Origin of the sequence: Blastococcus saxobsidens (genome assembly GCF_002938435.1) — a bacterium.
Taxonomy (GTDB): Bacteria; Actinomycetota; Actinomycetes; order Mycobacteriales; family Geodermatophilaceae; genus Blastococcus; species Blastococcus saxobsidens.
Genome location: NZ_POQT01000007.1, coordinates 89,682 through 116,274, shown reverse-complemented (window position 1 = coordinate 116,274; position 26,593 = coordinate 89,682). Strand labels below are relative to the sequence as shown.

Genomic DNA, 26,593 nt, shown 5'->3' with positions numbered 1-26,593 from the left:
CCACCCCTGCACAACCTCTGAGAGAGGTCCTGGCATGGCCAAGATCATCAAGTTCAACGAGGACGCCCGTCGGGCCCTCGAGCGCGGCGTCGACAAGCTCGCCGACGCGGTCCGCGTGACGATCGGCCCGCGCGGCCGCAACGTCGTCCTGGACAAGAAGTTCGGCGCGCCGACCATCACCAACGACGGCGTCACGATCGCCCGCGAGGTCGAGCTCGACGACCCGTACGAGAACCTCGGCGCGCAGCTGGCCAAGAGCGTCGCGACCAAGACCAACGACGTCGCCGGTGACGGCACCACCACCGCCACGGTGCTGGCCCAGGCGCTCGTGCACGAGGGCATGCGCAACGTCGCCGCCGGTGCCAACCCGATGGCGCTGGGCCGGGGCATGCGTGCCGCCGTCGACGCGGTGCACGCCGCGCTCGACGCCGCCGCCATCCCGGTGGAGAAGCGCGACGCCATCGCCGAGGTCGCCACGATCTCCGCGCAGGACGCCGAGGTCGGCGACCTGATCGGCGAGGCGATGGAGCGCGTCGGCAAGGACGGCGTCATCACCGTCGAGGAGAGCAACACCCTCAACACCGAGCTGGACGTCACCGAGGGGCTCCAGTTCGACAAGGGCTACCTCTCGCCGTACTTCGTCACCGACCAGGAGGCCATGGAGGCCGTCCTGGACGACGCCCTGGTGCTGCTGGTCAGCGGCAAGGTCGGCGCCCTGGCCGAGCTCCTCCCGCTGCTGGAGAAGGTGCTCTCGACCGGCAGTCGCCCGCTGCTGATCGTCGCCGAGGACGTCGAGGGCGAGGCGCTCTCGACCCTGGTCGTGAACTCCATCCGCAAGACGATCAAGGTCGTCGCGGTGAAGTCGCCGTTCTTCGGCGACCGCCGCAAGGCCTTCATGACCGACCTCGCCGTCGTCACCGGTGGGCAGGTCGTCACCGAGGACGTCGGGCTCAAGCTCGACCAGGTCGGCCTCGAGGTGCTCGGCACCGCCCGCCGGGTGACCGTCACCAAGGACGCCACCACGATCGTCGACGGCGGCGGCACGTCGGAGGCCATCGGCGACCGCGTGGCGCAGATCCGCCGCGAGATCGAGGCGACCGACTCCGACTGGGACCGCGAGAAGCTGCAGGAGCGGCTGGCGAAGCTCGCCGGCGGCATCGGCGTCATCCGGGTCGGCGCGGCCACCGAGGTCGAGCTCAAGGAGCGCAAGCACCGCATCGAGGACGCCATCGCGGCCACCCGCGCGGCGGTCGAGGAGGGGGTCATCCCCGGCGGCGGCTCGGCGCTGGTGCACGCCGCCGCGGCGGTCGACGCGCTGGACCTGCAGGGCGACGAGCTGACCGGTGCCCGCGCGGTGCGGGTCGCGCTGGACGCCCCCGCGGTGCAGATCGCCGAGAACGCCGGCTTCGAGGGCCGCGTCGTCGTGGCCAAGATCCGCGAGGCCGGCGCCGGTCAGGGCTTCAACGCCGCCACCGGCGAGTACGGCGACCTGGCCGGCCAGGGCGTCATCGACCCGGTCAAGGTCACCAAGGCCGCGCTGGGCAACGCCGTGTCGATCGCGGCGATGGTCCTGACCACCGACTCGGCGGTCGTCGAGGCGCCCGAGGTCGACCACGACCACGGCGCCGGCGGGCACCACACCCACGGCCACTCGCACGGCGGGCACGGCCACAGCCACTGAGCCGCGCCCCGGTGATCAGGTGACCTGATCCCCGAGGGTCCTGGCTCACCGTCGACGGTGAGCCAGGACCCCGTGCGGTGAGCCAGGACCCCGGCGCGCGAGACGGCGACGGCGCACACGCGAGAGGGCCCGGTCCAGGAATCCTGGACCGGGCCCTCTCGGCGTTCCGGGGCGTTACACCCCGGCGGCGACGGCGGCGGGCTCCGCGGCGATCAGCCGGGCGCGCTCCTCCTCGCTCATGCCGCCCCAGACCCCGTAGGGCTCGCGGACGGCCAGTGCGTGCTTCAGGCAGGCTTCCACCACGGGGCACCGTGCACAGACGGCCTTGGCGGCGGTCTGCCGCCGCGCCCGGGCCGGACCACGCTCGCCGTCCGGGTGGAAGAAGAGGGACGTGTTCTCGCCACGGCAGGCGCCGTGGAGCTGCCAGTCCCAGACCTCCGCCACGGGCGTCGGGAGTCTGCGGATGTCGGCCATGTCTCCTCCAGGACTCTATGAGCCGGAGAAGGGCTGTCCGGCTGCAAGGGGCCGGTGCCCGTGGCGTCCCCTGGTCAAACACGGCCGATTCGCAACTTTCACCCGTGTGTGCTGCCCCGCCACCGTTCGGGGGCGCTCACCCCCGGGAGTGAGGGCGTCTGTCGAACCCCCCACGAGTCGATCAAGGTGGCTGCAGGTCGCGCCGACGTCCCTGGTGGGGGAGTTACCCGGCACGTCTCGCGACCCGCGACGAGGTGGAGGGCTCCCCGGGTGGGAGTCCTCCACCCGAGCGACACCCGGTCGGGGTCATCCCGGCCGGTCGGGGGACCCGGCCGTCGGCCGGAGAAGCGAGGAGCAGGCGTGATCGAGGACAGGATGCGTGCCCCGGTGCACGGCGCGACCGTGTGGGTGTACGACGAGCGACGTCGGGTCCGTGACGACGTCGCCTCGCGGCTGGTCGCACTGCCCTTCGTCGGCCGGGTCGAGGTCGTGGGCGACGGTCAGTCGCTGATGTCCCGGCTGGCCACCCGCACCCCCGACGTCCTGGTGGTCGGCACCCAGCGGGCCGTCGACACCGGCCTGTCGGCCGCCACCCAGGCGCTGCGCAGCCACCCCGGTCTGCCGGTGCTGGTGCTCGGCGCCCCCGACGACGCCGAGAGCGTCCGGGCCGCCGTGGCCTTCGGTGCCCGCGGCTACCTCCGCTGGGACGCCAGTGCGATCGAGATGGGCCTGGGACTGTCCCGCGTCGGCCTGCGTGCCGACGGTGCCCGCATCCCGCAGCAGCAGCTGCCCCAGCCGGTGCCGGCGTGGAGCGGTGCGGCCCCGCTGGCGGGCTCCGCGCCCACCACGGTGCGCTCGACCGTCCGCGACGCCGCCCCGACGGTCGCCCTGTCGATGCGCGAGATGCAGGTGCTCACCGGCATGAGCCAGGGCAAGAGCAACGCCCAGATCGGCCGGGAGCTCTACCTGTCCGAGGACACCATCAAGACCCACGCCCGGCGGCTCTTCCGCAAGCTGGGCGCGAAGGATCGTGCCGAGGCCGTTGCGACGGGCTTCCGCCGCGGCATCATGACCTGAGGTATGACACGGCGATCCTCCGGATCGCACCGCGGGCAGGTGCCGTTCCCCTGCAGCGCTGAGCGTGTCCGTCAGACGTGCGAGGGACCCCCCGGGCCCCACTCGGCCTGACCGGGCTCGCGACTTTCGCCGGCATACGCATGGTGGCGGTTATCCGACCCGGACAACCGCCACCATGCGTATCCAGGCGCTTCGGCGCCTCGCTCAGTCGTCGCGGGCGTGCTTGCCGGTCGGCCGGCCGCTTGGCTCGTCCCGCTCCGCGAGGGCGGCGATGCCGTCGGCGTAGCCGCTGGCGTAGTCCCAGCTGACGTAGTCGTCGGGGTTCGGGTCGAACGGCGGCTCGTGCCGGCCGGTCTGCCCCTCGTCGAGCAGCTGGCGCAGGTTCGCCTGCATCAACGCCCAGTCGACGTGGTGCTCCTCCTCGCAGTCGGGGCAGTCCACGACGATGCCCTTGATGCCCGTGGGCTCCAGGAGGGTGCGGAACACCTCGAGCTCGGCGAGGTCGTCGAGCACCCCGGCGCGCTCCTCCATCGTGAGCGGCGGGGGAGCGGGACTGTCGGCCGAACCGAAGTCCGGCCCGAGGGCGTCATCGAACGGGGACACACCCCCACGGTAGCCGCCGAACAGCCGGGACACCGCCCCTGTTCTGCTGCCGCCTAGGATCAGAGGTGGTCTCCCGCGCCTGGCGCGGCGTCCCGACCGGCCCGAACCGATCTGCTGCGAAGGGTGGCCGCGCACATGCAGCCCGACTCCGTGCCTGAGCTGCCGGCGAAGTTCGCCCGCCTCGGACTCACGTACGACGACGTGCTCCTCGTCCCGGGGGCGTCCGACGTCGTCCCGGCCGAGGTCGACACCAGCAGCCGCGTCACGCGGCGGATCACGCTGGCCGTCCCGCTGCTGTCCAGCGCCATGGACACCGTGACCGAGGCCCGCATGGCGATCGCGATGGCCCGCGTCGGCGGCATGGGCGTGCTGCACCGCAACCTCTCCGCCGAGGAGCAGGCGGGCCAGGTCGACCTGGTCAAGCGGTCGGAGGCCGGCATGGTCACCAACCCGGTCACCTGCTCGCCGGAGAACACCCTCGCCGAGGTCGACGCGTTGTCGGCGCGGTACCGCATCTCCGGTGCGCCGGTCGTCGACGCCGATGGCGTCCTGGTCGGCATCGTCACCAACCGCGACATGCGGTTCGAGACCGACTACGACCGCCTCGTCCGCGACGTCATGACGCCGATGCCGCTGGTCACCGCCCCGGTCGGCGTGGACGCCGACACCGCCCTGCGGCTGCTCTCCCAGCACAAGGTGGAGAAGCTGCCGCTGGTCGACGACGCCGGCCGGCTGCGCGGGCTCATCACGGTCAAGGACTTCGTCAAGCGCGACCAGTTCCCGCTGAGCACCAAGGACGCCGACGGCCGCCTCGTCGTGGGTGCCGCCCTGGGGGTCGGTGAGGACGCGTTCAAGCGCGCCGGGCTGCTGGTCGACGCGGGTGTGGACGTGCTCGTCGTCGACACCGCGCACGGCCACCAGCGCGCCGTCCTCGACATGGTCGCGCGGGTCAAGAAGGAGTTCGGCGGCGAGAACGGCGTGGAGGTCGTGGGCGGCAACATCGCCACCCGCGCCGGTGCCCAGGCCCTGGTCGACGCCGGCGTGGACGCGGTCAAGGTCGGCGTCGGGCCCGGCTCGATCTGCACCACCCGCGTGGTCGCGGGCGTCGGCGTCCCGCAGATCAGCGCGATCTACGAGGCCTGGCTGGCCGCCGGTCCCGCCGGGGTCCCGGTCATCGCCGACGGCGGGCTGCAGTACTCCGGCGACATCGCCAAGGCCATGGTCGCCGGCGCCGACACCGTGATGATCGGTGGCCTGTTCGCCGGCGTCGAGGAGGCGCCGGGCGAGCTCGTCTTCATGAACGGCAAGCAGTACAAGACCTACCGCGGCATGGGCTCGCTGGGCGCCATGCAGAAGCGCGGCAACCAGTCCTTCAGCCGGGACCGGTACTTCGCCGACGACGTCCTGTCCGACGACAAGCTCGTCCCCGAGGGCATCGAGGGCCAGGTGCCCTACCGGGGCGCGCTGTCGGGCGTCGCCCACCAGCTCGTCGGCGGCCTGCGTGCCTCCATGGGCTACGCCGGTGCCGCCACGATCGCCGACCTCAAGGAGCGCGGGCAGCTGACCCGCATCACCTCCGCGGGCCTGGTCGAGTCGCACCCCCATGACATCCAGATGACCGTCGAAGCACCGAACTACCGGGGGCGCTGAGCATGAGCGTGCGTGACACCGTCGAGATCGGGCTCAACCGCTTCGCCCGGCGCGGCTACGACCTGGACGAGGTGTCGATCGTCCCGTCCCGCCGAACCCGGGACGTCGACGACGTCTCCACCGCCTGGCAGATCGACGCTTTCCGGTTCGACATCCCGCTGATCACCAGCCCGAGCGACGCCGTCGTCAGCCCGGCCACGGCCGTCGCCGTCGGCAGGGCCGGTGGGCTGGGCGTGCTCAACGGCGAGGGTCTGTGGACGCGGTACGACGACCCGGCTCCCGTCTACCGCGAGATCGCCCAGGCGGCCGCGGCCGGCGCACCTCCGGTCGCACTTCTGCAGAAGGTCTACGCCCAGCCGGTGCAGCCCGACCTCATCGCCGCGCGGATCAAGGAGATGAGCGACGCCGGGGTGACCACGGCGATCCGCGTCTCCCCGCAGCACACCCAGCAGCTGGCGCCGGCGGCGCTGTCGGCCGGGGTGGACCTGCTGGTCATCCAGGGCACGATCGTGTCGGCCGAGCACGTGACGACCCAGGGTGGTGCGCTCAACCTCAAGGAGTTCATCGCCGACCTCGACGTCCCGGTGATCGTGGGCGGTGCGGCCAACTACACGACGGCGCTGCACCTCATGCGCACCGGCGCGGCCGGGGTCATCGTCGGCGTCGGGGCCGACACGTACTCCACGACCGACGCGGTCATGGGCATCCGGGTGCCGCTGGCCAGTGCGATCGCCGACGCCGCCGCGGCCCGCCGCGACTACCTGGACGAGACCGGCGGGCGGTACGTGCACGTTATCGCCAACGGCCGGATCGAGACCAGCGGCGCCATCGCGCGGGCGCTGGCCTGCGGCGCCGACGCCGTCCAGCTGGGGGAGCCGCTGCGCGTCGCGGCCGAGGCCCCGGCCGGTGGCGTGTGGTGGGACTCGGTGGCCGCGCACCCGCGGCTGCCGCGCGGTGCCACCTCCGCGCCGGTCGAGCCCGCGGGCTCGCTGGCCGACGTCCTGAACGGGGCGGCGGAGAGCGCCGACGGCCGCACCAACCTCTTCGGTGCGCTGGCCCGCACGATGGCGAAGACCGGCTACCGGGACCTCAAGGAGTTCCAGCGCGTCGATCTCGTGATCGGCGGTTGAGCGTGGATTTCCCGACCGTCCTCGTCGTCGACTTCGGCGCCCAGTACGCCCAGCTCATCGCGCGGCGCATCCGGGAGGCGGGGGTCTACTCCGAGATCGTCTCCTCCGAGGTTCCGGCCGAGGAGATCATCGCCCGCGAGCCGGCCGCGATCGTGCTCTCCGGCGGACCGTCGAGCGTCTACGCGCCCGAGGCGCCGCAGGTCGACCCGACGCTGTTCGAGTCCGGCGTCCCCGCCTTCGGCATCTGCTACGGCTTCCAGGCGATGGCCGCCTCCCTCGGCGGCACCGTCGCCCGCACCGGCGACCGCGAGTACGGCGGCACCCCGCTCACCGTGACGACCGAGGGCCGGCTGTTCGGCGATCTGCCGCTGGAGCAGAACGTCTGGATGAGCCACGGGGACGCCGTCAGCGAGGCGCCTCCCGGGTTCACCGTCACCGCCACCTCCACCGGGGCCCCGGTCGCGGCGTTCGAGGACGTCGACCGCAGGCTCGCCGGCGTGCAGTTCCACCCCGAGGTGCGGCACACCGCGCACGGCCAGACGGTGCTCGAGCACTTCCTGTTCGACATCGCGGGGCTGCAGCCCACCTGGACGATGAGCAACGTCGTCGACGAGCAGGTGGCGCGGATCCGCGAGCAGATCGGCGACCGGCGGGCGCTGTGCGCGCTGTCCGGCGGCGTCGACTCGGCGGTGGCCGCGGCCCTGGTGCAGCGCGCGATCGGGGACAGGCTGACCTGCGTCTACGTCGACCACGGGCTGATGCGCGAGGGCGAGACCGAGCAGATCGAGCGGGACTTCGCCGCCACCACCGGTGCGGACCTGCGGGTCGTCGACGCCAGCGAGCAGTTCCTGTCCGCGCTCGCCGGGGTCAGCGACCCCGAGGAGAAGCGGAAGATCATCGGGCGGGAGTTCATCCGGGTCTTCGAGCAGGCGGCCACCGACGTCGTCGCCGACGCCCAGGCGCACGGCGGAGGAGTCGACTTCCTCGTGCAGGGCACGCTGTACCCCGACGTCGTCGAGTCCGGCGGCGGCAGCGGGACGGCGAACATCAAGAGCCACCACAACGTCGGCGGGCTCCCCGACGACCTCACGTTCAGCCTGGTCGAGCCGCTGCGCACCCTGTTCAAGGACGAGGTGCGCGAGGTCGGCCGGCAGCTCGGCCTGCCCGACCGCCTCGTGCAGCGTCAGCCCTTCCCGGGTCCGGGCCTCGGCATCCGGATCGTGGGCGAGGTGACCCGCGAGCGGCTGGACGTGCTCCGCCGGGCCGACGCGATCGCCCGCGAGGAGCTGAGTCAGGCCAAGCTCGACGGCGAGATCTGGCAGTGCCCCGTCGTGCTGTTGGCCGACGTCCGTTCGGTGGGCGTCCAGGGCGACGGTCGCACCTACGGGCACCCGATCGTGCTGCGCCCGGTGTCCAGCGAGGACGCGATGACCGCTGACTGGACCCGGCTGCCCTACGACGTGCTGGCGAGGATCTCGACCCGGATCACCAACGAGATCGTCGAGGTCAACCGGGTGGTGCTGGACGTGACCAGCAAGCCGCCCGGCACGATCGAGTGGGAATAAGGACCCTCTTGCCCCCCAACCCTTGCTGACGCTCGGGTCGGGTCCCTGCAAGAGGACCGTTCCAGCACGTCACCAGGGGCCGTTCCGGTAGGTCACCTCTCGGCGCGGTAGACCAGCGTCGGGGCCGGGGCGCCCCGGCCGTCGGCGCGGTCGACGACCAGCCGGTCGCCGTCCACCCGCAGCTGGAAGCCGCCGGCCAGCACGTCGACGAGCGCCTGGTCCTGCCCGGCCACCTCCGGCGGGCAGTCCAGCAGCTCGTACTCCCAGTCCGCCAGGTGGACCGTGTCGCCGCCGGTCCGCCAGGTGGCCTCGAAGCTGCGGCAGCCGGTGGTCACGGCAGCGGTGCCACCGGAGCGCAGCTCCAGCGAGGCATCGCCGGTCGCCGGGACGGCGGTGCCGCCGGCCCCCACCGACTCCAGGAGCCACCGGCGGTCGGAGACCGCATCGAGGGGCGGCGGCAGCAGCCGCCGGAAGGTCAGCTCGCCGGCGGGGCTGGAGAGCCTCAGCCGGTCGGCATCCACGGTGAACCGGTGGGTGCGGTCGAGGAGGGCGTCGAGGTAGGCGCCCTCCGCTTCCCCCACCGGGCCCTCGCACAGCACCAGCGAGACGGCGACCTCCTCGAAGCGCAGCTCGTCGCCGTCCACGGCGTAGTCGCCGCCGTAGCCGTTGCAGAACGACGTCCCACCCGTCTGCGAGCCGGCGGAGAAGGTGAGGGTGGCGCGGGCGCCCCCGGGCAGCGGCAGGGCGTGCCCGTCCGCCGTCCCGGCGATCAGTTCCCAGGAGCCGAGCAGGCCGTCCTCGCGCTGGCCCTCCGCCTCGGCGCGGTAGACCAGGCCGCGGGCGTCGGGGGCGCTCAGGGTCAGCCGGTCGCCGTCGATCGCCGGCGCCGGCCTGCCGCCCAGGACGGCGGCCACGTGGGCGTCCTGCGCGGCGAGCTCCGGCGGGCAGTCGCCGGTCGGCGCCAGGCCGTCGAGCACCAGGACGCCGGCGTCGACCAGCCAGGTGCCGGCGCCCGACCGGCAGCCGGTGGAGGCCTCGACGCCGCCGTCGCTGCGCAGGACGAGGACGGCCGGCTCCCCGGTGGTCGAGGACGCGGTCTCGCCGTCGACCAGCGTCTCGAGCACCCACCGGGTGTCCGCCAGGGCCCGGTCCGGCGTCGGCGGGACCGGGCTGAACCGCAGCCGCACGCCGTCCCCGCCGAGCACCAGGTCCGCGCCCTCGCGCGTGACCGTGGCGGTCCGGGCGAGCGCGCCCAGGAACGCCGTCTCGGCGGCCATGACGTCCGGCTCGCACCCCATCTCGGTGCTGCCGAGCCCGTCGAGGACGAGGCTGTCGCCGGACAGCCGGTAGGACGCGAAGAACGAGTTGCAGAAGCTCCGGCCCCGCACCTCCTGGGCCTCGAACCGGAGCGTGGCCGTCGCCCCGCCGGGGGAGGGGAGGGCGCTCCCGTCGACGGCCCCCTCCACGAGGTGCCACTCCCCGCGCACGTCGGGGCCGCCGGCACCGCCGCCGCACGCGGTGAGCAGTGCGGCGCCCAGGAGCAGGACGGCGACGAGGCGCATACCGGCACGACGCGCCACCACCTCCGTCCGGTTCCCCGAGCCACCCGGGAGGCTCGGCGCGCCGGATCCGGGCAGCTGTGATGGGCTCGGCGGCGGCCGCCCGTCGACGAACCCGGAGGGCAAGCAGTGACCTCGTCGCCGTGGCCCCTCCTGCCCAGCGTGGGCGTCCTCGCCGCGATGGCCGTCGTCATCGTTGTCGCCGGGGTCCGCCTGACCCGCGTCGCCGACACCCTCGCCGAGCGCACCGGGATGGGTGACGCCATCGGGGGTGCCCTGCTGCTGGGCGCGGTCACCTCGCTGCCGGGCAACGTCACGGTGCTCACCGGCGCCCTGGAGGGCGACCCCGGCTTCGCCCTGGCCAACCCGATCGGCGGTATCGCGCTCCAGACGGTGTGGCTCGCGATCGCCGACCTGCTCTACCGCCGCGTGAACCTCGAGCACGCGGCGGCGTCGCTGCAGAACGTCCTCCAGTCGGTGCTGCTCATCGCCATGCTCGCGATCCCGGTCGTCGCCTACGCGACCCCCGACCTGCGCCTGGGCTGGATCCACCCCATGACGCTGCTGATCCCCGCCCTCTACGCCTACGGCCTGGTGCTGCTGCGCCGGATGCAGCGCGAGCCGCTGTGGCAGCCGGTCCGCACCGACCAGACGGCCGACGGCGACGGCGACCAGTCGGAGAGCGAGAGCGAGGGCGACGGCGGCGACGAGGACCGGGACGAGCGCTCGACGGCCCGCCTCTGGGGGCTGCTGGCCGTGATGGGGCTGGTCACCGGGGTGGCCGGCTGGCTCGTGGGTCGGGCGGGGCTCAGCGTCATCGCCGAGGCCGGGCTCGACAGCGGCGTCGTGGGCTTCACCCTCACCACGGCGATCAGCTCGCTGCCCGAGCTCGTGGTCCTGCTGACCGCGGTGCGGATGGGTCAGCTCACCCTCGGCGTCGGCAACATCGTCGGCGGCAACGTCTACGACATCCTGATGATCTCGGTGGCCGACATCGGCTACCTCGAGGGTCCGATCTACCGGGACGCCGGGCCGACCAGCCTGGTGCTCCTCGGTGGCACGCTGGTCATGACGGCGGTGCTGGCGGCGGGACTGCTCGTGCGGGACCGCAAGTGGATCGGGTTCGAGGGGGTCTCCATCCCGTTGATCTACGTGGCCACCGTCGTCCTCGCCGTCGTGGGGTGAGGCGGGGAACGGCAGAGGGCCCAGGAGCGCTTGCTCCGGGCCCTCCGAGTCCGTCCCTCCCGCCGGGTCAGCCCCGGCCGCGTGCCTTGCGCAGTTCCTTGACCATCAGGGCGATGCCGGCGGCGATCACGAGGACCCAGACGACGCCGCCGTCCTCGAACACCCACAGCGGCAGGGACGCGCCCACCATGACCGTGACCGCCAGGGCGAGGAAGACCAGGCCGGCGACGAGCGAGACCGCGTCGACCCTGCGACGGGCCGGCGGCGGCGGCGGGTCCTCGGTGTCGAGCTGGGACACCGCCAGCCACTCCTGCTCCTGCCACCTGGTCGGCGTGGTCGGGAACTCGCTGTAGTCAGCCACGGGACACCTCCACCTCTCCGATACCGGACTCCACGACGAGCTCGAACTCGGCCTCGCCGTCGTCGCTCCAGGGCTGGGAGCCGCTGCCCCGGAAGAACCGGCTGCCGTCCACGGCCGAGCCGAACACGGAGACGTCGCCGACGCCGTGGTCGACCCGGACGCGGGCGTCGGCCGAGCGCGGCAGGATCACCTCGACGCGGCCGATCCCGTGCTCGACCCGGACCTCCAGCGCCTCGTCCAGGTCCTCGAGCGGGACGCGGGACAGGTCCACGGTGAGGTCGCCGACCCCGCCGCTGTAGACCTCGCGGACGTCGGCCACGGAGCGCGGGGCGAAGGTGCGGTCACCGACGCCGGCCCCGTCGTCCCAGGACGGCGCCGAGGCCGCGACGGCCAGCGCCAGGGACAGGACGACGCCGAGGGTGATCAGCCCACCGCGGGCCCGACGGCCGGAGGAGAAGGCGACGGCGACCAGTCCGGCGCCGACCACGGCGAGGGCCGCGCCCAGGTAGCCCGTGGCGGGGATGTCCCAGCCGGTGAACCGGGCGGTCAGGGCCAGCGAGCCGACGAGGATCAGCAGGCCGGCGATCGTGATCCCGGGAACCGGCGAGCGGGGGCCGGCGGGCTGCCGCGGTGCGGTGGTGGCGGGCTGCCCGGCCGCCGGTGCGACGGCACCCGCCGGACCGGAGGGCATCAGCACCCACAGCAGCAGGTAGACCAGGACGCCGGTGCCGGCGGCGAGGGTGAGCGCGACGAAGCCGACCCGCCAGAGGAGGGCGTCGATGCCGGTGTACTCGGCGAGCCCGCCGTTGACACCGCCGATCACCTTGTCGGTGCGGCTGCGGCGCAGCTGCGACCGGGCCGGCGGGCCCGCCGGCGGCTGCGGCTGCCACGGGGGTGGGTCCGCCGTGGGCGGAGCGGGAGGGAGTGCGGAGGTCATGGCAGCAAGCGTGCCGACGACGGCGGTCCCTGACATCAGGGAAACCCCCGAACCGACCCTGGTTCCTCTTCCGGGGTGATCACCGGTGTCGGCGGGCCCTCCGCCGGTGCGACCATCGACACCGTGACCACCACTGCCGGAGCGCCGCCGCGGCCTGCGCTGGCCCGCCCGCGCGAGGGCCGGGTCATCGCCGGTGTCGCCGCGGGGACCGCCGCGCACCTGCGGCAGGACCCGCTGGTGGTGCGGGTCGGCTTCGTGCTGCTGGCCACCACGGGGCTCGGGATCATCGCCTACGCCCTGCTCTGGATGACCATGTCGGTCGCGGCGCCGGGCGAGGACGCCCCGCCCATCCGCGGGTGGCGCCCGGTCGGCGCGCTGCAGTGGATCGCACTGGTCGTGGTGGGGCTGGCCGCGGCCGGCCTGCTGGGCCAGATGATCAACTGGGCCAGCAGCGACGTCGTCCTCCCGCTCGTGCTGCTGGCCGGCGGCCTCACGGTGATCTGGCGCCAGCTGGACACCGACCGGACGCTGGCGGTCCCCGGTGTCCGCTGGGCACTGGCCGGCGGCGTCGCCGTCGTCGGCACCGGGTTGTTCCTGCTGCTGGCCACCACCGGCCAGCTGGCCAACGCCCGCAACGGCTTCGCGGCCACGCTGCTCATCCTCACCGGCGTCGTGCTGGCGACGGCGCCGCTGTGGCGCCGGCTGCTGGACTCGCGCGCCGACGAACGTGCCGCGCGCATCCGCTCGGAGGAGCGGGCCGCCGTCGCCGCGCACCTGCACGACTCGGTCCTGCAGACCCTGGCCCTCATCCAGCGCAACGCCGAGGAGCCCCAGGCGGTCAGCCGGCTGGCGCGCAGCCAGGAACGCGAGCTGCGCGCCTGGCTGTACGACCCGGCGGCGGTCCGGGAGGGCGGCACCTGGGCCGGGTTGGTGGCCGGGATGGTCGCCGAGGTGGAGGCCGACCACGCGTTCCTGGTCGATCCCGTCGTCGTCGGTGACGCCCCGGTCGACGACGCGCTCGCCGCCCTGGGGGCCGCCACCCGGGAGGCGCTGGTCAACGCCGCCAAGCACTCCGGCGCCGAGTCCGCCGACCTCTACACCGAGGTGACCGCCGACCAGGTGTCGGTCTTCGTCCGCGACCGCGGCAAGGGCTTCGACCCCGCCACCGTCCCCGACGACCGCCGTGGCCTGCGCGACTCGGTGCACGGCCGGCTGGCCCGCCGTGGCGGCGCGGTGCTGGTCCGGTCGGCCCCCGGCGAGGGCACCGAGCTCGAACTGACGATGCCGAGGAGCACCGCATGACGCCGCGTGTCTTCGTGGTCGACGACCACGCCATGGTGCGCACGGGTGTGCGCGCCGAGCTGGGCGACGAGGTGGCGGTGGTCGGGGAGGCCGCGGACGTCGCCACCGCCGTCGACGGCATCCGGGCCGCGAAGCCCGACGTCGTCCTGCTCGACGTGCACATGCCGGGCGGGGGAGGGCGCGCCGTGCTGGAGGCGCTGCGGGCCGAGCTGCCCGAGGTGAAGTGGCTGGCGCTGTCGGTCTCCGACGCCGCCGAGGACGTCATCGCCGTCATCCGGGCCGGCGCTCGCGGGTACGTCACCAAGACGATCTCCGGCCCCGACCTGCTCGACGCCGTCCGCCGGGTGGCCGACGGCGACGTCGTGTTCAGCCCGCGGCTGGCCGGCTTCGTGCTCGACGCCTTCTCGGCCGGCCCCGGTGCCGCGCCCGCGCCCGCCGAGGAGGCGACCGATCCTGGGCTGGACCTGCTCAGCGCGCGCGAGCGCGAGGTGATGCAGCTGCTGGCGCGCGGCTACACCTACCGCGAGATCGGCTCCCGGCTGTTCATCTCGGTGAAGACGGTGGAGTCGCACGCCTCCAACGTCCTGCGCAAGCTGCAGCTGTCCAACCGCAACGAGCTCACCCGCTGGGCGGCGACCAACCGCCTGCTCTGAGACGCCATGGCCTTCCGGTCCGCAGCCCCCGGCAGCCGAACATGTGGCCGCGCGTGACCTCGCCGTCGACGAACCGGTCGACGAGGTCCTCCCACTCGTCCTCCGTCATGGTCGTGATCCTGCCCGCGGATGCCGGTCCACGGGGCAGCGATGCGCGTGCGGCCTCCACGGCGTGCGTCTCCGGCGGGTCCCCTCAGGCGCCGAACGCGGCCTGCCGGAACGCCTCGAACAGCGGCGGGGGCCGTGGCGAGGCCCACATCTGGTTGGTCAGCAGCACCGCCGTCACCCCGGTGACCGGGTCGGTCCACCAGGTGCTGCCCAGGCCGCCGTCCCAGCCGTAGGAGCCGGCGTGGCGGCCACCGGGCTCGTCGGTGCGGCGGACCCCGATGCCCAGCCCCCACCCGCCGCCCTCGTCGTCGACCGGGCCGACCTGCTCGCTGGTCATGGCCCGGACCGTCTCCTCGCCGAGCACCCTCGACCCGTCCGGGGCACGTCCGCCGACGGCGAGCAGGGTGGCGAAGGCGGCGAGGTCGTCGACGGTGGACACCAGGCCGTCACCGCCGTCGGGGAAGGCCGGCGGCCGGGACCACTGACCGTCCGCGGCGTCGTAGACCTCGCGGGCGCCGTCGGGACCGGGCGGGGTCCAGTGGGGGCCCAGGCGGCCGCGGGCCGCGGGCGGCACCCCGAAGCCGGTGCCGTCCATCCCCAGCGGCACGAGGACCCGTTCCGCGAGGGCCTCGGGGAGCGTCAACCCCGCGGCCCGGGCCACGAGGACGCCCAGCACGCTCGCCCCCACGTGGTAGAGCCAGTGGGTGCCGGGCTGGTGCGACAGCGGGACGCCGGCCAGCCGGCGCAACCACTCGTCCGGCCCGGGCGCGGCCTGCGGGGCCGGGGGACCGAGGGGCAGGCCGGCCGCGGCCAGCGCCGCCATCCCCGGGGCCGGCCACGGCACGGTGAAGTCGAATCCCAGGCCCAGCCGGAAGGTGAGCACGTCCCGCACGCTGATCGGCCGGGCCGCCGGCTCCGTCCCGGCGTCGGGGTCGGCTGCGTCGACGAGGACCTGCCGGTCGGCGAGCTCGGGGAGCAGGGCGTCCACCGGGTCGTCCAGGGACAGCAGGCCGTCGTCCACCAGCGACAGCGCCACCGCCGCGACGACCGGCTTGGTCATGGACGAGATCCGGAAGACGTCGTCCGCCGCGACCGGGTCCGCGGCGCCGGGCGTGCGCGTGCCGGCCGCCCCGCGGCTGAGCACCTCGCCGTGCCGGCCCACCCACCACGCGGCGCCGGGCACCTCCCCGGCGGTCACCGCGCCGGTGACCGCCGCCTCGATGCGCACTGCCCGCTCGTCCATGCGGGTACGACTCCCGGGTCGCGGCGAACTGATCGGCTCAGGCCGTGTGGACCACGTGGAAGACCTCGGCGAGCCGCCCCTCGGGCAGCCCGTGGGCGCGGCCGTTCTGCCGCATCCACCCGGTCACGAACTCGTCCAGCTCGGCCATGTGGCCGACCTGGGTGACGTGGCGGCGCAGCGCCGCGAGCTTGCGGTCCACCACGTCGGTGACGTCGACGGCGTGGTCGGCACGCGGGCTGGCACCGAGCCACACCTCCGCGACGGTCCAGGCCTCCAGCCCCTCGTCGGCCAGCAGCTCCGGGAAGGCGAACGGATTGCGGGCGTCGGGGTAGACCGCGCGCAGGGTCGACTCGCCGACCGTCATGTGGTCCGGGTGGCTGGCGGCGATCCGCTCCCACCAGCGCTCCGGCGAGCTCGTGAGCACCCGCTGCGGCCGCACCTGGCGGATGACCCGGCTGATGTCGCGGCGCAGGTCCAGGGTCAGCTCCAGCCGGCCGTCGGGGTAGCCGAGGAACCGGACGTCGGTGACGCCGACCTCCGCGGCGGCCGCCCGCTGCTCTGCCTGCCGGAGGGGACCCATCTCCTCCCGCGGCGTCTCGTCGAAGCCGCCGGCGTCGCCGTCGGTGACGATCAGGTAGGTCACCTCGGTGCCGGCCTTCGTCCACGTGGCGACCGTCCCGGCGCTGCCGAAGTCGACGTCGTCGGGGTGGGCGAGGACGCACAGCGCGCGCTCGACGTGCTCGGCGGGACCGGAGGGGCGCTGGAACGGGGAGCTCACCCGGCGGAGCCTACGGAGAGCCCACGCAGCGCGGAGGGGACACCGGGGCGGTGCCGCGGCCACGACGGCCGTCGCGCAGACTCGCCGACGTGCCCTCGTTCACCCTGTCCGTCGCGCTGCGCTCCTCCGCGCCGCTGGACGACGCCGCGATCGACGCCCTCCGCACCGTCCTCCGGCCCGACGACCCGGAGCTCCGGCTGTGGCGGGAGCCGGACCGGTCGGTGCTGCGGGTGGCCACCGAGTGCGAGGCGGCCGACCTCGACGCGGCGCTGGACCTGGGCAAGGATCTCGGGGACGAGGCCCTGGCCGCCTGTCCGGGCCGGGTGTTCGAGGTCGCCGCCATGGGCGACGACGACTCGCAGGTGTGGCGCAGCGGCCCCTAGGCCCCGTCCAGAGGCTCGCCCTGAGCGTGCGAAGGGTGAGGAGGACGGGGTCCTTCTTCAGAGGCGGCCGCGGCCCTGGCGCAGCAGCATCATGCCCAGCGACGCGCCGTCGGGCCCGAGCTCGGTGCGGAAGCGGTCCAGCACCTGCTGCTCGCGGGACAGCGACAGGCGCGTACCGCCGCTGGCGGCGCGCAGGGCACCGATCTCGTGCGAGATCCGCAGGCGTCGGCGCACCAGCTCGATGATCTCGGCGTCGCACGCGTCGATCGCTCCGCGCAGCTCGCCGATCCGTGCGGCCGGGTCCTCCGGGGCGGTCGGGCCGGCGACGGGGGAGTTGCTCAGGGTGCTCATCGGTCGTCCTCGGTGTTCGTGGACCCGGGACCCCCTGGAACGAGAAACGCCCCGGGCTCCTCGGGCCCGGGGCGTCTGTTGCGGCGTGTGCTCAGCCAGCGGTGACGGACACCGGATCCCGGTGGCCGTAGGCAAAGTCCATCCTGTGAAGGCTGACCGTGGCGAGCACGGGGCGAGTCTGCCACACCACCGCCGGACGGCGCCACGGCCGCGGCGGTGTGACGGGTGGTGCGGGCGGTCCTGCGCCCGCCGGGACCGTCACCCGTCCGGCCTACAGTGGCCTCGTCATGAGCAGCAGCATCCAGCAGTCCTTGCCCGGTACCGCCGCCCTGCAGCGTTCCGCTCCCGGCTCGCTCGGGCGGGAGCTGGACCGGATGCTCGCCGGCCTCAACGGCCCCCAGCGCGACGCCGTCGTCCACGAGGGCGGACCGCTGCTGATCGTGGCGGGAGCGGGGTCGGGCAAGACCCGTGTGCTCGCCCACCGCATCGCCTACCTGCTGGGCGCCCGCGGGGTGCAACCGGGCGAGATCCTGGCCATCACCTTCACGAACAAGGCCGCGGGCGAGATGAAGGACCGGGTGGCCGCCCTCGTCGGTCCGCGCGCCCGGTCGATGTGGGTGTCGACCTTCCACTCGATGTGCGTGCGCATCCTGCGGGCCGAGGCCGCCAAGCTCGGTATGAAGTCGTCGTTCACCATCTACGACCAGGGCGACTCGGTCCGGCTGATGACGATGGTCGCCCGGGACCTCGACCTCGACGCCAAGCGCTACCCGGGGCGCAGCCTCGCCGCCCAGGTGTCGAACCTGAAGAACGAGCTCGTCGACGAGGAGTCGTTCAGCCCTCAGACGGCGCCGGAGAAGGTGCTCAAGGAGGCGTACACCCTCTACCAGCGCCGGCTGCGCGAGGCGCACGCCATGGACTTCGACGACCTGATCATGACGACGGTCAACCTGCTCCAGGCCTTCCCCGACGTCGCCGAGCACTACCGCCGCCGGTTCCGGCACGTGCTGGTCGACGAGTACCAGGACACCAACCACGCCCAGTACATGCTGGTGCGCGAGCTGACCGGCACGGGCGAGGGCCCGGTGCCCCAGGCCGAGCTGTGCGTCGTCGGTGACGCCGATCAGTCGATCTACGCCTTCCGCGGCGCCACGATCCGCAACATCGACGAGTTCGAGCGCGACTACCCGCAGGCCACGACGATCCTGCTGGAGCAGAACTACCGCTCCACCCAGCGGATCCTCAAGGCCGCGAACACCGTCATCGCGAAGAACACCGGCCGGCGTCCCAAGAACCTGTGGACCGACTCCGGCGACGGCGAGCTGATCGAGGGCTACGTCGCCGACAACGAGCACGACGAGGCGGCCTGGGTCGCCGAGCAGATCGACGCGCTGGTCGACGAGGGCGCCTTCCAGCCGAAGGACATCGCGGTCTTCTACCGCACGAACAACGCCTCGCGCGTGTTCGAAGAGGTCTTCATCCGCGTCGGCATGCCGTACAAGGTCGTCGGCGGCGTCCGGTTCTACGAGCGCAAGGAGGTCCGCGACGCGCTGGCCTACCTGAAGCTCGTGGCCAACCCGGCCGACGTCGTGAGCCTGCGCCGGATCATCAACGTGCCCAAGCGCGGCATCGGCGACAAGGCCGAGTCCTGCATCGAGTCCTTCGCCGACCGGGAGCGGATCGCGTTCGGCACGGCACTGCGACGCTGCGCCGAGGTGCCCGACCTCGCCACCCGGTCGCTCAAGGCGCTGCAGGAGTTCGTGGCGCTGCTGGAGGAGTTCGAGCAGCTCGTCGAGACCGGCTCGGGCCCCGCCGCGCTGCTGGAGAGCATCCTCGACCGCACCGGCTACCTGGCCGAGCTGCAGGCGAGCACCGACCCGCAGGACGAGGGCCGGGTGGACAACCTCAACGAGCTCATCTCGGTGGCCGCGGAGTTCGAGGCGGCCAGCCCCGGCGGCACCGTCACGGACTTCCTGGAGCAGGTGTCCCTGGTGGCCGACGCCGACCAGATCCCCGTGACCGGGGACGACGCCGGCGTGGTCACGATGATGACGCTGCACACCGCCAAGGGCCTGGAGTTCCCGGTCGTCTTCCTGACCGGCATGGAGGACGGCGTCTTCCCGCACCTGCGCGCGCTCGGCGACCCGCGGGAGCTGGAGGAGGAGCGCCGGCTGGCCTACGTCGGTATCACCCGCGCCCGTCAGCGGCTGTTCATCTCGCGGGCCACGGTCCGCACGAGCTGGGGGCAGCCGGCCTACAACCCGCCGTCGCGGTTCCTCGACGAGATCCCGGCCGAGACGATCCACTGGGAGCGGCTGGACCCGACCCCGGCGCCGTCGACCGGCTACCGTTCGGCGCAGACGCGGGTGACGGCCACCGGCCTGTCCACCGGCGGCCTGCGCGGCGGTGCCGGCAACCGCCAGGTGATCTCGGTGGAGGTCGGCGACCGGGTGAGCCACGACGCCTTCGGCCTCGGCACGGTGGTCGAGGTCACCGGCGTGGCCGACAAGGCGCAGGCCACGGTGGACTTCGGGTCCGGCGGCACCAAGCGCCTCGTCCTCCGCTACGCCCCGCTCGTCAAGCTGTAGGGGCTCAGCAACGGCGATTGCGCCCTGAAGGATCTCTCCTCGAGGGTCGAGGGGTCCTCCAGGGCGCGATCGTGCGGAGGTCAGACCTCTACGCCGCGCTCGGCGAGGTACTTGGCGGGGTCGATCGGGCGCCCGTCCATGCCGCCGCGGTGCAGCTCGTAGTGCAGGTGCGGGCCGGTGGACTGGCCCTCGTTGCCGACCTTGGCGATCTGGTCGCCGGCGGTGACGAGGTCGCCCTCGGAGACGTTGTAGTAGCGCATGTGCCCGTAGATGTGGACGTTGCCGTCGGGGTCCTGGATGTAGACGGCGTTGCCGTAGCCGGACGCCCGTCCGGCGCGGATGACGACCCCGTCGGTGGCGGCGACGATCGGCGTGCCCAGGGGCGCGGCGAGGTCCAGGCCGTAGTGCATGGTGCCCCAGCGCATGCAGAAGCAGGTGGTGAGGACGCCACGGACCGGCAGCGCCGTCTTCGGCTGGCGGGCGGCGCGGGAGGCGGCGAGCTCACCGAGGCGGGCCTGGGCCTCGGCCTCGGTGATGCCGCGGCGGGCATCGGCGTTCTCGAGGCCACCGCTGAAGCTGACGTCGGTGCTCTCGCCGAGCCCGTAGTCGGAGGCCGACGCCGACACCGCGGGGGTGCGGTCGCCGAACATGGTGGGCACGCCGGCGACCAGGGCCCCGGCCACCAGTGCGGCGAACCACATCGGGGCTCGCCGGCCCGGCGGGTGGGGCAGGCGTCGACCGCCGATGAGCCGCCCCAGCAGCCAGGGCTTCGCGGAGATGGCCTCGGCCTCGGTCCCGGCGGAGGCTGCGGCCCGGCGGGCGGCGAGGGCCTGCACGATGGCGGGGGTCTGCGCGTCCGCGGCGGTCGCCGGTCGCTCCAGCACCTGTGCACTGCTGTGAGACACGGAAGGACCTCTCGGATGGCACGGCGGCGAGCGCGCGAGGCGTTCGTCGGGGGAGCGACGACGGCGAGGGCGCCTGATCGGCACCCGCCGGGATGTCCCGGCGCCGTGATCGAACCGTAACGATGAGTCAGGACGCGGCCAAGCACCCGACGCTGCGTGTCGCGATGCGCGCAAGTCGTGAAGGGAATGAGTCGACAAGCGGTGACCGCTGCGGGGCGCGGCTCAGGCGACGGCGCGCATGTGCCGACGCCGCGCCGCGCGCTGCCCGGCGCCGGCCAGCGTCGTCGCGACCTCGTCCAGGACGCCGCGGTGCATGGGCAGCGACATGTGCCCGACCCCGCGGAACAGCAGGTTCCGGGCACCGAGGTCGGGGTGGTCGCAGCGGCCGGAGCTCGTGGGCAGGACGAGCTGGTCCAGGTCGCTGTAGACGGCGGTGACGCGGGTGCGGCAGCCCGGTGCCGGCTCCTCGAGCTCCCGCAGGACGGGTGACCCGGGGCGGAGCTGGCGGACCAGCGGGGTGGGCAGCACGTGGGCCAGGATCGAGCCCTGGTGCGGGGTGCCGAGGGTGACCAGGGCGTCGACGCGCTCGTCACCACCCTGCCGCTGCACGTGGTAACGGGCGATCAGCCCGCCCAGGCTGTGCCCGACGACGTGCACCCGGTCGTGGCCGGTCTGCTCGCAGATCCGTTCGAGCTGCTGCCCCAGCGCCGTGGCGGCCTGGGTGATGTCGGTGAGGAACGGGCTGTAGTTCCACGAGCAGACGTGGGTGAACCCCCGCCGGCGCAGGCTGCGGCGCATCACGGCGAACACCGACCGGTTGTCGACCAGGCCGTGCACCAGCAGGACGGGGACGCGGGCGGCGAGCGGGTCGTCGGCGAACAGTGCCCGGACGGCGGCCGGCTGCTCGCCCGTGCGCCTGCGGAGATCCGGGCGCAGGGCCTCCATCCGGGTGCCCAGCGGGTACATCAGGACGTGCGCGCCGACCCAGGCCAGCTCGGTCAGGCCGCCGGTGAGGGTGGCCGTCGAACAGAGCGCGCGCAAGCCCCGTGGCGTGGCCTCGGGGTCACCGGTCGTGTGCCACCCTGGAGCAGGGCTCAGCTCGCTCGATGGGTGCATGGCCGTTCTCCCCGTCTGGAGCTTCCGGCGGGACCTCGGGTTCAGGTCGGTCCGTCGGTTCGTTGCTCCCGTGTGTGCTCCGTTCATCCGACCGTAAAGCGGCGGTGTGCCGAGCGTCACACGAACGTCATCTCCGGTCGCCGATCGAGGCCTGTTCGTGACCAAGCCGCCGAAGGGGGAACCGTGCCCGCCCGCGACGACCGCACCGGGACCGACCGCACCCGAGCCACTGCCCGCCGCGACCCGGGGCGCAGGCCTGCTCCGGCGGTGGCCCCGACCGGCGACCGGCTGATCGTCGGTACCGTTCCCCCGGCGGTGCCGGTCGTCGGTGTCCTGCTGGTGCTCGCCGGTCTCGTGGGCGTCGCCGCGGCGTTCCCGACCTACCTGGTCGTGGATGGCGAGGTGCTGCGCCAGGTGCACGGCCCGGGGAGTGCGCTGCTGGCCGTCCTCGTCCCCGCGGTGCAGGTGGCCGTAGGCGCCACGCTGGTGCGCCGCGCCGTCCCCAAGTTCGGCCTCGCCTACGCGTCGATCACCGGCGCCCTCTCCGTCGGCGAGCTGATGATCGAGGTCTACCGGGGCAGCAGTTCCACCTCGCGTCCGGGCGTGGAGGTCCTGGCCGGGGAGCGGGTGCTCACCAGCGGGATCCAGGTGGGCGCCGGCTGGGTGCTGGGCGTGGTCGCGCTGTCCCTCACCGTGCTCGCGGGCGCCGTCGCCCTGACCGCCTGGGGCCGGACGGTCATGGAGGACCGGGGCGCGCTGGACCGGCTCCGCTCCGTGCTGGCCGGCTCGGCCGTGCTGCTCGGGGTGGCCGCCGTCCTGTGCCTGGCCCTGCCGGCCGCCGACGTCCCGGCCGAGCTGCGCACCGATCCCGCGACCGGGCTCCAGACCGTCGTCACCCGCGAGGGGTCGCAGGCGCTGCTGGAGCGTCCGGGCCTGGCCCTGCTCGGTGGCCTGCTGCTCGCCGGCGCCCTGCTGCTGTGCTCGGTCGTGGCGCCGTCGCTGCGGCCGCGGCTGGCCGTCGTCGGCGGGCTGCTGGGGATCACCGTGACGGTCCTGTCCGCCGGCCTGGTGGGGCTGCGCGACGCGGCGTCCTCCGAGGAGCTGGTGTGGACCGTGCCCGGCGCCGGTCTCGTCGTGGTCGGGATGGCGTTCGCCGCGCTGACCGTCCTCGCCTGGCGGGCCCGCCGGTCGGCGGCCTGATCCGGACGGGCGCGAGGGGTGCCCCGGCCCGCCCGTCGGCCCTAAGCTCCGACCCGTGGTGGACGAACGCATCCGGGTGGTCATCGCCAAGCCGGGCCTCGACGGGCACGACCGGGGCGCCAAGGTGGTCGCGCGTGCGCTGCGCGACGCGGGCATGGAGGTCGTCTACACCGGCCTGCACCAGGCGCCCGAGCAGATCGTGGACACCGTCGTCCAGGAGGACGCCGACGCGGTGGGCCTGTCCGTCCTCTCCGGCGCCCACATGACGCTGTTCGCCCGGCTCGCCGAGCTGATGCGCGAACGAGGGATCGACGACGTCGTCGTCTTCGGCGGCGGGATCATCCCGGAGGAGGACGTGCCGGAGCTGGAGCGCCTCGGCGTCGCCGGGGTGTTCACCCCCGGCGCCACCACCACCGACATCGTGGAGTGGGTGCGCACCCACGTCGGCGCACCAGCAGGAACCTGATCCCGTTCCTTCCGGCCCTCCTGCAGGGTCCCGCCCGAGCGTGCGAGGGGTGGGGGGCAGGAGGGGCCTCCTGCTAGGGCACCACCGGGATCGTCAGGCTCTGCGGGGCCCCCGTGCCGGTGGTGAGGGTCACCGGCTGGGCGACGGTGGATCCGCGGTAGGCCATGTCACCGCCGGCCAGCACGACCGCCAGCCGGTGCCCCTCCTCGAACCGGTGCACGATCCCCGGCAGCTCGACCGTGACCGGCTCGGTCACGTCGGGAACCCGCACCGGGGAGATCAGCCGGTGCGGCAGCTCGACCGCCTCCCCGTCGGGGCCGACGTCGTAGACCTTCGCGTAGGCGACCAGCCGGCCGCCGGGCCCGAGCGCCTGGGTGGCCGCGACGCGCGGTGAGCTCAGCTGCACGGTGAGCCGGGGCGAGCCGACGACGTCCATCGCGGAGGTCAGCGGCTCGGTCGAGAAGCGGATGGCCGTACCCGCGGGATCGGAGACCGGCCCGCTCTGGTCGAGCGCCGACGTCTCGGTGTAGTTCGGGCCGATCGGCGCCACGCTGCTGTAGCCGCTGGTCCCGGTCGCGACCTGGTCCGGGGAGTCCACCAGGGCGCCGCCGGTCGGGCCGGTGCTGGAGAGGTGGAACGTGCGTTCCGCGCCGACCGGGTAGGACGGCGCGACCGCGTAGGCCTTCGCGATGTCGCCGGTGGCCGCGAACACCCAGTCCCGGTAGTAGGTGAAGCCCTGGGGCGGCTCCGGGCCGCGGTCGCGCACGTAGTGGTCGAACCAGGCCAGCGCCGCCCTGCCCTGCAGCGACCGCGCGGGGTGGCGCTCGTCCAGCTCGCCCGGCTGCGGCGAGGAGTCGCTGTGCCCCCACGACTGCCAGACCAGCGAGACGGGCGTCCCCTGGCGCTCCAGCGCGGTGTAGGTGGCCACCGACTCCTGCAGGTTGAACAGCGTGTCCGCCTGGCCCTGCCCGAACAGGGTAGGGACCCGGACGTCGTGCGCGTAGCTGGCGACCGAGTTCGACCGCAGGTAGTCGATCGAGGCCTGGCTCGGGTAGCCGACGGTGGCGACCTCGGCCAGGGCCTGGCACACCTGGGGTTCGAAGTTCGCGCAGTTGCCGGCGGCCTGCTCGAAGAAGCGGGTGAAGGCGTCCGGGTCGGCGAGGGCCTGGAGGTCCTGGGCGCCGTTCACCACCCCGAGCGTGGTGAACAGTGCGGCCCACTGGTACTTGAAGACCCCGGTGCCCGACGCGCTCACCGACCCGCTGCGCGCGGTGCTCCCGGGCAGGCTGCTGTTCTCCGGAGCGAGCGAGTACGACAGGTCGTTCCAGGTGATCTGCGGGATGATCGCGTCCAGCCGGTCGGTGCCGGCGGCCCGCTCGAAGCCGGCCGTCGCGAACTGGATCTGCCCGCCGTAGGAACCGCCGATCATGCCGACCTGCGGATCGTGGCGGACGCCGGTTCGCGAGTCCTCGCGGGCGACCTGGTCGATCCGCACCCGCTTCCCGGTCGCGTCGTCGACGGCCTCGATCGACGGGTCGCCGCCCAGGAAGCGCAGCAGCTGGCTCGCCGCCGCCCCGTCGTGCTCGACGTCGTCCAGCGTGATCGGGCACGGGTCGTCGTCGACGAACCCCAGGCCGGTGTAGGCCAGCGTCACGTAGCCGTGCTCGCCGAAGCCCTGGGCGTAGTCGGCCTGGTCGCCCTTGCTGCCGCCGAAACCGTTCGTGGTCAGCAGCGCGGGCGCCGGCCGCTTCTTCGTGACGCCGGCCGGCACGTACAGGTCGGCATCGATCTCGCAGGTCCGCTCCTCCGGCCCCAGGCCGGTGACCGTGATGGTGAGGTCCCGTGGGGTGATCTCGGCCGCGGCGGCCACGTGCGGCGCCAGGGCGACCATGCTCCCGGCAGCCAGCGCGGAGGTGAGCAGGGCGGTCGCGGCTCGGCGCACGGGGGCTCCTCGGGTCGGGGACACGCGGCGGACCGTCCCGTTCGTGCTCTGAACGGGTGAGACGTCGTGTGATGCACGGCACGACGGGCCCACTGGGGTAACGCCCGGGGCAGCGCGGTGGTTACGGGCGGGCTACGGTGCCTGATCGTGGATCTCTTCGAGTACCAGGCCCGTGACCTGTTGGCCTCGCACGGCGTCCCCGTGCTGCCCGGCGGCGTCGCCGAGACGCCCGAGCAGGCGGAGGCGATCGCCCGAGAGATCGGGCAGACCGTCGTCGTCAAGGCGCAGGTGAAGACCGGCGGCCGCGGCAAGGCCGGTGGCGTGAAGCTCGCCGACAACGCCGAGGACGCCAAGGCCCGCGCCCAGGACATCCTGGGGCTGGACATCAAGGGCCACATCACGCACCGCGTGATGGTCGCCCAGGCCAGCGACATCGCCGAGGAGTACTACTTCTCCTACCTGCTCGACCGCTCCAACCGCACCTTCCTGGCCATGGCCAGCGTCGAGGGCGGCATGGAGATCGAGCAGCTCGCCGTCGAGCGGCCCGAGGCCCTCGCCCGGATCCCGGTCGACGCCAGCAAGGGCGTCGACTCCGCCAAGGCCGCCGAGATCGTCGACGCCGCCGGGTTCGCCCCCGAGGTGCGCGACCAGGTCATCGCCATCGCCGTGCAGCTGTGGGACGTCTTCGCCAAGGAGGACGCGACGCTGGTCGAGGTCAACCCGCTGGCCAAGGCGCCGGACGGCACCGTGCTGGCCCTCGACGCCAAGGTGACCCTCGACGAGAACGCCGGCTTCCGGCACGCCGAGCACGCCGCGCTCGAGGACGCCGCCGCCGCCGACCCGCTCGAGGCGCGCGCCAAGGAGAAGGACCTCAACTACGTCAAGCTCGAGGGCCAGGTCGGGATCATCGGCAACGGTGCCGGCCTGGTCATGAGCACGCTCGACGTCGTCGCCTACGCCGGTGAGGAGTTCGGCGGCGTCAAGCCGGCCAACTTCCTCGACATCGGTGGTGGCGCCTCCGCCGAGGTCATGGCCAACGGGCTGGAGATCATCCTCTCCGACCCCGCCGTCAAGAGCGTGTTCGTCAACGTCTTCGGCGGTATCACCGCCTGCGACGCGGTGGCGAACGGCATCGTCTCCGCGCTGAGCATCCTCGGTGACGAGGCCACCAAGCCCCTGGTCGTCCGCCTCGACGGCAACAACGTCGAGGAGGGCCGGCGGATCCTCGCCGAGGCCAACCACCCCCTGGTGACCGTGGTCGACACGATGGACGGCGCTGCGCGCCGGGCCGCCGAGCTCGCCGCCTGATCGCCCCGACTCCCGACAGGACACCAGA

General features: G+C 73.6%; 24 protein-coding genes. 13 read left to right on the top strand and 11 right to left on the bottom strand.

Going from position 1 to position 26,593, the window contains the following annotated elements; genetic code table 11:
- The first annotated feature begins 34 nt into the window (after nucleotides 1-34).
- Nucleotides 35-1,681, top strand: coding sequence for a chaperonin GroEL (gene groL / locus C5507_RS06485; protein WP_104527704.1), 1,647 nt, complete (start codon nucleotides 35-37; stop codon nucleotides 1,679-1,681).
- A gap of 174 nt (nucleotides 1,682-1,855) precedes the next feature.
- Here the strand turns inward: groL and C5507_RS06480 are convergent, their stop codons facing one another.
- Complete coding sequence (locus tag C5507_RS06480) at nucleotides 1,856-2,155, bottom strand: WhiB family transcriptional regulator (RefSeq protein WP_104527703.1); 300 nt, start codon at nucleotides 2,153-2,155, stop codon at nucleotides 1,856-1,858.
- Nucleotides 2,156-2,515: 360 nt separating this feature from the next.
- Here C5507_RS06480 and C5507_RS06475 point away from each other — a divergent pair, with 360 nt between their 5' ends.
- Nucleotides 2,516-3,232 (top strand): helix-turn-helix transcriptional regulator, encoded by a 717-nt coding sequence (locus C5507_RS06475; protein WP_104527702.1) that lies wholly within the window; start codon nucleotides 2,516-2,518, stop codon nucleotides 3,230-3,232.
- Between the two features lie 204 nt (nucleotides 3,233-3,436).
- Here the strand turns inward: C5507_RS06475 and C5507_RS06470 are convergent, their stop codons facing one another.
- On the bottom strand, nucleotides 3,437-3,835 hold the full coding sequence (locus C5507_RS06470) for a DUF5319 family protein (protein ID WP_104527773.1): 399 nt from the start codon (nucleotides 3,833-3,835) through the stop codon (nucleotides 3,437-3,439).
- A 135-nt stretch (nucleotides 3,836-3,970) separates the two neighbouring features.
- Between C5507_RS06470 and guaB the strand changes: the two genes are divergently transcribed.
- The 3 genes from guaB to guaA are packed head-to-tail and all read left to right on the top strand — an operon-like array spanning nucleotide 3,971 to nucleotide 8,180.
- Complete coding sequence (gene guaB / locus C5507_RS06465; RefSeq protein ID WP_104527772.1) at nucleotides 3,971-5,485, top strand: IMP dehydrogenase; 1,515 nt, start codon at nucleotides 3,971-3,973, stop codon at nucleotides 5,483-5,485.
- A 2-nt stretch (nucleotides 5,486-5,487) separates the two neighbouring features.
- Nucleotides 5,488-6,615: a GuaB3 family IMP dehydrogenase-related protein gene (locus tag C5507_RS06460; protein ID WP_207225839.1), complete on the top strand. Its 1,128-nt coding sequence runs from the start codon at nucleotides 5,488-5,490 to the stop codon at nucleotides 6,613-6,615.
- Nucleotides 6,616-6,617: 2 nt separating this feature from the next.
- Entirely contained in the window at nucleotides 6,618-8,180 is a 1,563-nt protein-coding gene (gene guaA, locus C5507_RS06455; protein ID WP_211295502.1) for a glutamine-hydrolyzing GMP synthase, read from the top strand.
- A gap of 92 nt (nucleotides 8,181-8,272) precedes the next feature.
- Here guaA and C5507_RS06450 read toward each other — a convergent pair whose 3' ends face one another.
- Nucleotides 8,273-9,742 carry an META domain-containing protein gene (locus C5507_RS06450; RefSeq protein ID WP_104527700.1) on the bottom strand — a complete coding sequence of 490 codons (1,470 nt, stop codon included), beginning with the start codon at nucleotides 9,740-9,742 and terminating at the stop codon, nucleotides 8,273-8,275.
- Between the two features lie 126 nt (nucleotides 9,743-9,868).
- Between C5507_RS06450 and C5507_RS06445 the strand changes: the two genes are divergently transcribed.
- Entirely contained in the window at nucleotides 9,869-10,924 is a 1,056-nt protein-coding gene (locus C5507_RS06445; protein WP_242611166.1) for a sodium:calcium antiporter, read from the top strand.
- 67 nt (nucleotides 10,925-10,991) lie between these two features.
- On the opposite strand, the gene C5507_RS06440 is transcribed toward C5507_RS06445, so the two are convergent.
- Together C5507_RS06440 and C5507_RS06435 are read right to left on the bottom strand one after the other, a co-directional pair.
- Nucleotides 10,992-11,285 carry a hypothetical protein gene (locus C5507_RS06440; RefSeq protein WP_104527699.1) on the bottom strand — a complete coding sequence of 98 codons (294 nt, stop codon included), beginning with the start codon at nucleotides 11,283-11,285 and terminating at the stop codon, nucleotides 10,992-10,994.
- The gene (locus C5507_RS06435; protein WP_104527698.1) at nucleotides 11,278-12,222 is read right to left on the bottom strand and encodes a PspC domain-containing protein; all 945 of its coding nucleotides are present in this window, start codon (nucleotides 12,220-12,222) and stop codon (nucleotides 11,278-11,280) included. Before C5507_RS06435 ends, C5507_RS06440 begins: the two co-directional genes overlap by 8 nt.
- A 123-nt stretch (nucleotides 12,223-12,345) precedes the next feature.
- On the opposite strand from C5507_RS06435, the gene C5507_RS06430 reads away from it, so the two are divergent.
- Both C5507_RS06430 and C5507_RS06425 read left to right on the top strand, forming a co-directional pair.
- Nucleotides 12,346-13,524, top strand: a complete 1,179-nt coding sequence (locus C5507_RS06430; RefSeq protein ID WP_104527769.1) for an ATP-binding protein — start codon at nucleotides 12,346-12,348, stop codon at nucleotides 13,522-13,524.
- Nucleotides 13,521-14,177: a response regulator gene (locus C5507_RS06425; RefSeq protein ID WP_104527697.1), complete on the top strand. Its 657-nt coding sequence runs from the start codon at nucleotides 13,521-13,523 to the stop codon at nucleotides 14,175-14,177. Before C5507_RS06430 ends, C5507_RS06425 begins: the two co-directional genes overlap by 4 nt.
- 193 nt (nucleotides 14,178-14,370) lie before the next feature.
- Here C5507_RS06425 and C5507_RS06420 read toward each other — a convergent pair whose 3' ends face one another.
- Both C5507_RS06420 and C5507_RS06415 read right to left on the bottom strand, forming a co-directional pair.
- Nucleotides 14,371-15,528, bottom strand: coding sequence for a serine hydrolase domain-containing protein (locus C5507_RS06420; RefSeq protein ID WP_104527696.1), 1,158 nt, complete (start codon nucleotides 15,526-15,528; stop codon nucleotides 14,371-14,373).
- Nucleotides 15,529-15,565: 37 nt separating this feature from the next.
- Entirely contained in the window at nucleotides 15,566-16,306 is a 741-nt protein-coding gene (locus tag C5507_RS06415; RefSeq protein WP_104527695.1) for a PIG-L deacetylase family protein, read from the bottom strand.
- 89 nt (nucleotides 16,307-16,395) lie between these two features.
- On the opposite strand from C5507_RS06415, the gene C5507_RS06410 reads away from it, so the two are divergent.
- Nucleotides 16,396-16,689: a hypothetical protein gene (locus C5507_RS06410; protein ID WP_104527694.1), complete on the top strand. Its 294-nt coding sequence runs from the start codon at nucleotides 16,396-16,398 to the stop codon at nucleotides 16,687-16,689.
- Between the two features lie 57 nt (nucleotides 16,690-16,746).
- Here the strand turns inward: C5507_RS06410 and C5507_RS06405 are convergent, their stop codons facing one another.
- Nucleotides 16,747-17,040: a chorismate mutase gene (locus tag C5507_RS06405; RefSeq protein WP_104527693.1), complete on the bottom strand. Its 294-nt coding sequence runs from the start codon at nucleotides 17,038-17,040 to the stop codon at nucleotides 16,747-16,749.
- Nucleotides 17,041-17,327: 287 nt separating this feature from the next.
- Here C5507_RS06405 and pcrA point away from each other — a divergent pair, with 287 nt between their 5' ends.
- Nucleotides 17,328-19,628: a DNA helicase PcrA gene (gene pcrA, locus C5507_RS06400; RefSeq protein WP_104527692.1), complete on the top strand. Its 2,301-nt coding sequence runs from the start codon at nucleotides 17,328-17,330 to the stop codon at nucleotides 19,626-19,628.
- Nucleotides 19,629-19,708: 80 nt separating this feature from the next.
- Here the strand turns inward: pcrA and C5507_RS06395 are convergent, their stop codons facing one another.
- Both C5507_RS06395 and C5507_RS06390 read right to left on the bottom strand, forming a co-directional pair.
- Nucleotides 19,709-20,533, bottom strand: coding sequence for a M23 family metallopeptidase (locus C5507_RS06395; protein WP_242611165.1), 825 nt, complete (start codon nucleotides 20,531-20,533; stop codon nucleotides 19,709-19,711).
- A 222-nt stretch (nucleotides 20,534-20,755) separates the two neighbouring features.
- Nucleotides 20,756-21,574: an esterase/lipase family protein gene (locus C5507_RS06390; protein WP_242611164.1), complete on the bottom strand. Its 819-nt coding sequence runs from the start codon at nucleotides 21,572-21,574 to the stop codon at nucleotides 20,756-20,758.
- Between the two features lie 258 nt (nucleotides 21,575-21,832).
- On the opposite strand from C5507_RS06390, the gene C5507_RS06385 reads away from it, so the two are divergent.
- Nucleotides 21,833-22,849, top strand: coding sequence for a hypothetical protein (locus C5507_RS06385; protein WP_242611163.1), 1,017 nt, complete (start codon nucleotides 21,833-21,835; stop codon nucleotides 22,847-22,849).
- Between the two features lie 55 nt (nucleotides 22,850-22,904).
- The gene (icmB, locus tag C5507_RS06380; protein ID WP_207225838.1) at nucleotides 22,905-23,315 is read left to right on the top strand and encodes a coenzyme B12-dependent isobutyryl CoA mutase small subunit; all 411 of its coding nucleotides are present in this window, start codon (nucleotides 22,905-22,907) and stop codon (nucleotides 23,313-23,315) included.
- Between the two features lie 73 nt (nucleotides 23,316-23,388).
- On the opposite strand, the gene C5507_RS06375 is transcribed toward icmB, so the two are convergent.
- Entirely contained in the window at nucleotides 23,389-25,257 is a 1,869-nt protein-coding gene (locus C5507_RS06375) for a CocE/NonD family hydrolase (RefSeq protein ID WP_104527690.1), read from the bottom strand.
- 147 nt (nucleotides 25,258-25,404) lie between these two features.
- Here C5507_RS06375 and sucC point away from each other — a divergent pair, with 147 nt between their 5' ends.
- Nucleotides 25,405-26,565, top strand: coding sequence for an ADP-forming succinate--CoA ligase subunit beta (gene sucC, locus C5507_RS06370; protein ID WP_104527689.1), 1,161 nt, complete (start codon nucleotides 25,405-25,407; stop codon nucleotides 26,563-26,565).
- Nucleotides 26,566-26,593 lie beyond the last annotated feature (28 nt).

Coding starts and splice junctions, on each gene's coding strand:
- C5507_RS06420 (WP_104527696.1), bottom strand. CDS start 15,528: ATGGACGAGCGGGCAGTGCGCATCGAGGCGGCGGTCACCGGCGCGGTG.
- C5507_RS06450 (WP_104527700.1), bottom strand. CDS start 9,742: ATGCGCCTCGTCGCCGTCCTGCTCCTGGGCGCCGCACTGCTCACCGCG.
- C5507_RS06460 (WP_207225839.1), top strand. CDS start 5,488: ATGAGCGTGCGTGACACCGTCGAGATCGGGCTCAACCGCTTCGCCCGG.
- C5507_RS06435 (WP_104527698.1), bottom strand. CDS start 12,222: ATGACCTCCGCACTCCCTCCCGCTCCGCCCACGGCGGACCCACCCCCG.
- pcrA (WP_104527692.1), top strand. CDS start 17,328: ATGAGCAGCAGCATCCAGCAGTCCTTGCCCGGTACCGCCGCCCTGCAG.
- C5507_RS06480 (WP_104527703.1), bottom strand. CDS start 2,155: ATGGCCGACATCCGCAGACTCCCGACGCCCGTGGCGGAGGTCTGGGAC.
- guaB (WP_104527772.1), top strand. CDS start 3,971: ATGCAGCCCGACTCCGTGCCTGAGCTGCCGGCGAAGTTCGCCCGCCTC.
- groL (WP_104527704.1), top strand. CDS start 35: ATGGCCAAGATCATCAAGTTCAACGAGGACGCCCGTCGGGCCCTCGAG.
- C5507_RS06425 (WP_104527697.1), top strand. CDS start 13,521: ATGACGCCGCGTGTCTTCGTGGTCGACGACCACGCCATGGTGCGCACG.
- C5507_RS06405 (WP_104527693.1), bottom strand. CDS start 17,040: ATGAGCACCCTGAGCAACTCCCCCGTCGCCGGCCCGACCGCCCCGGAG.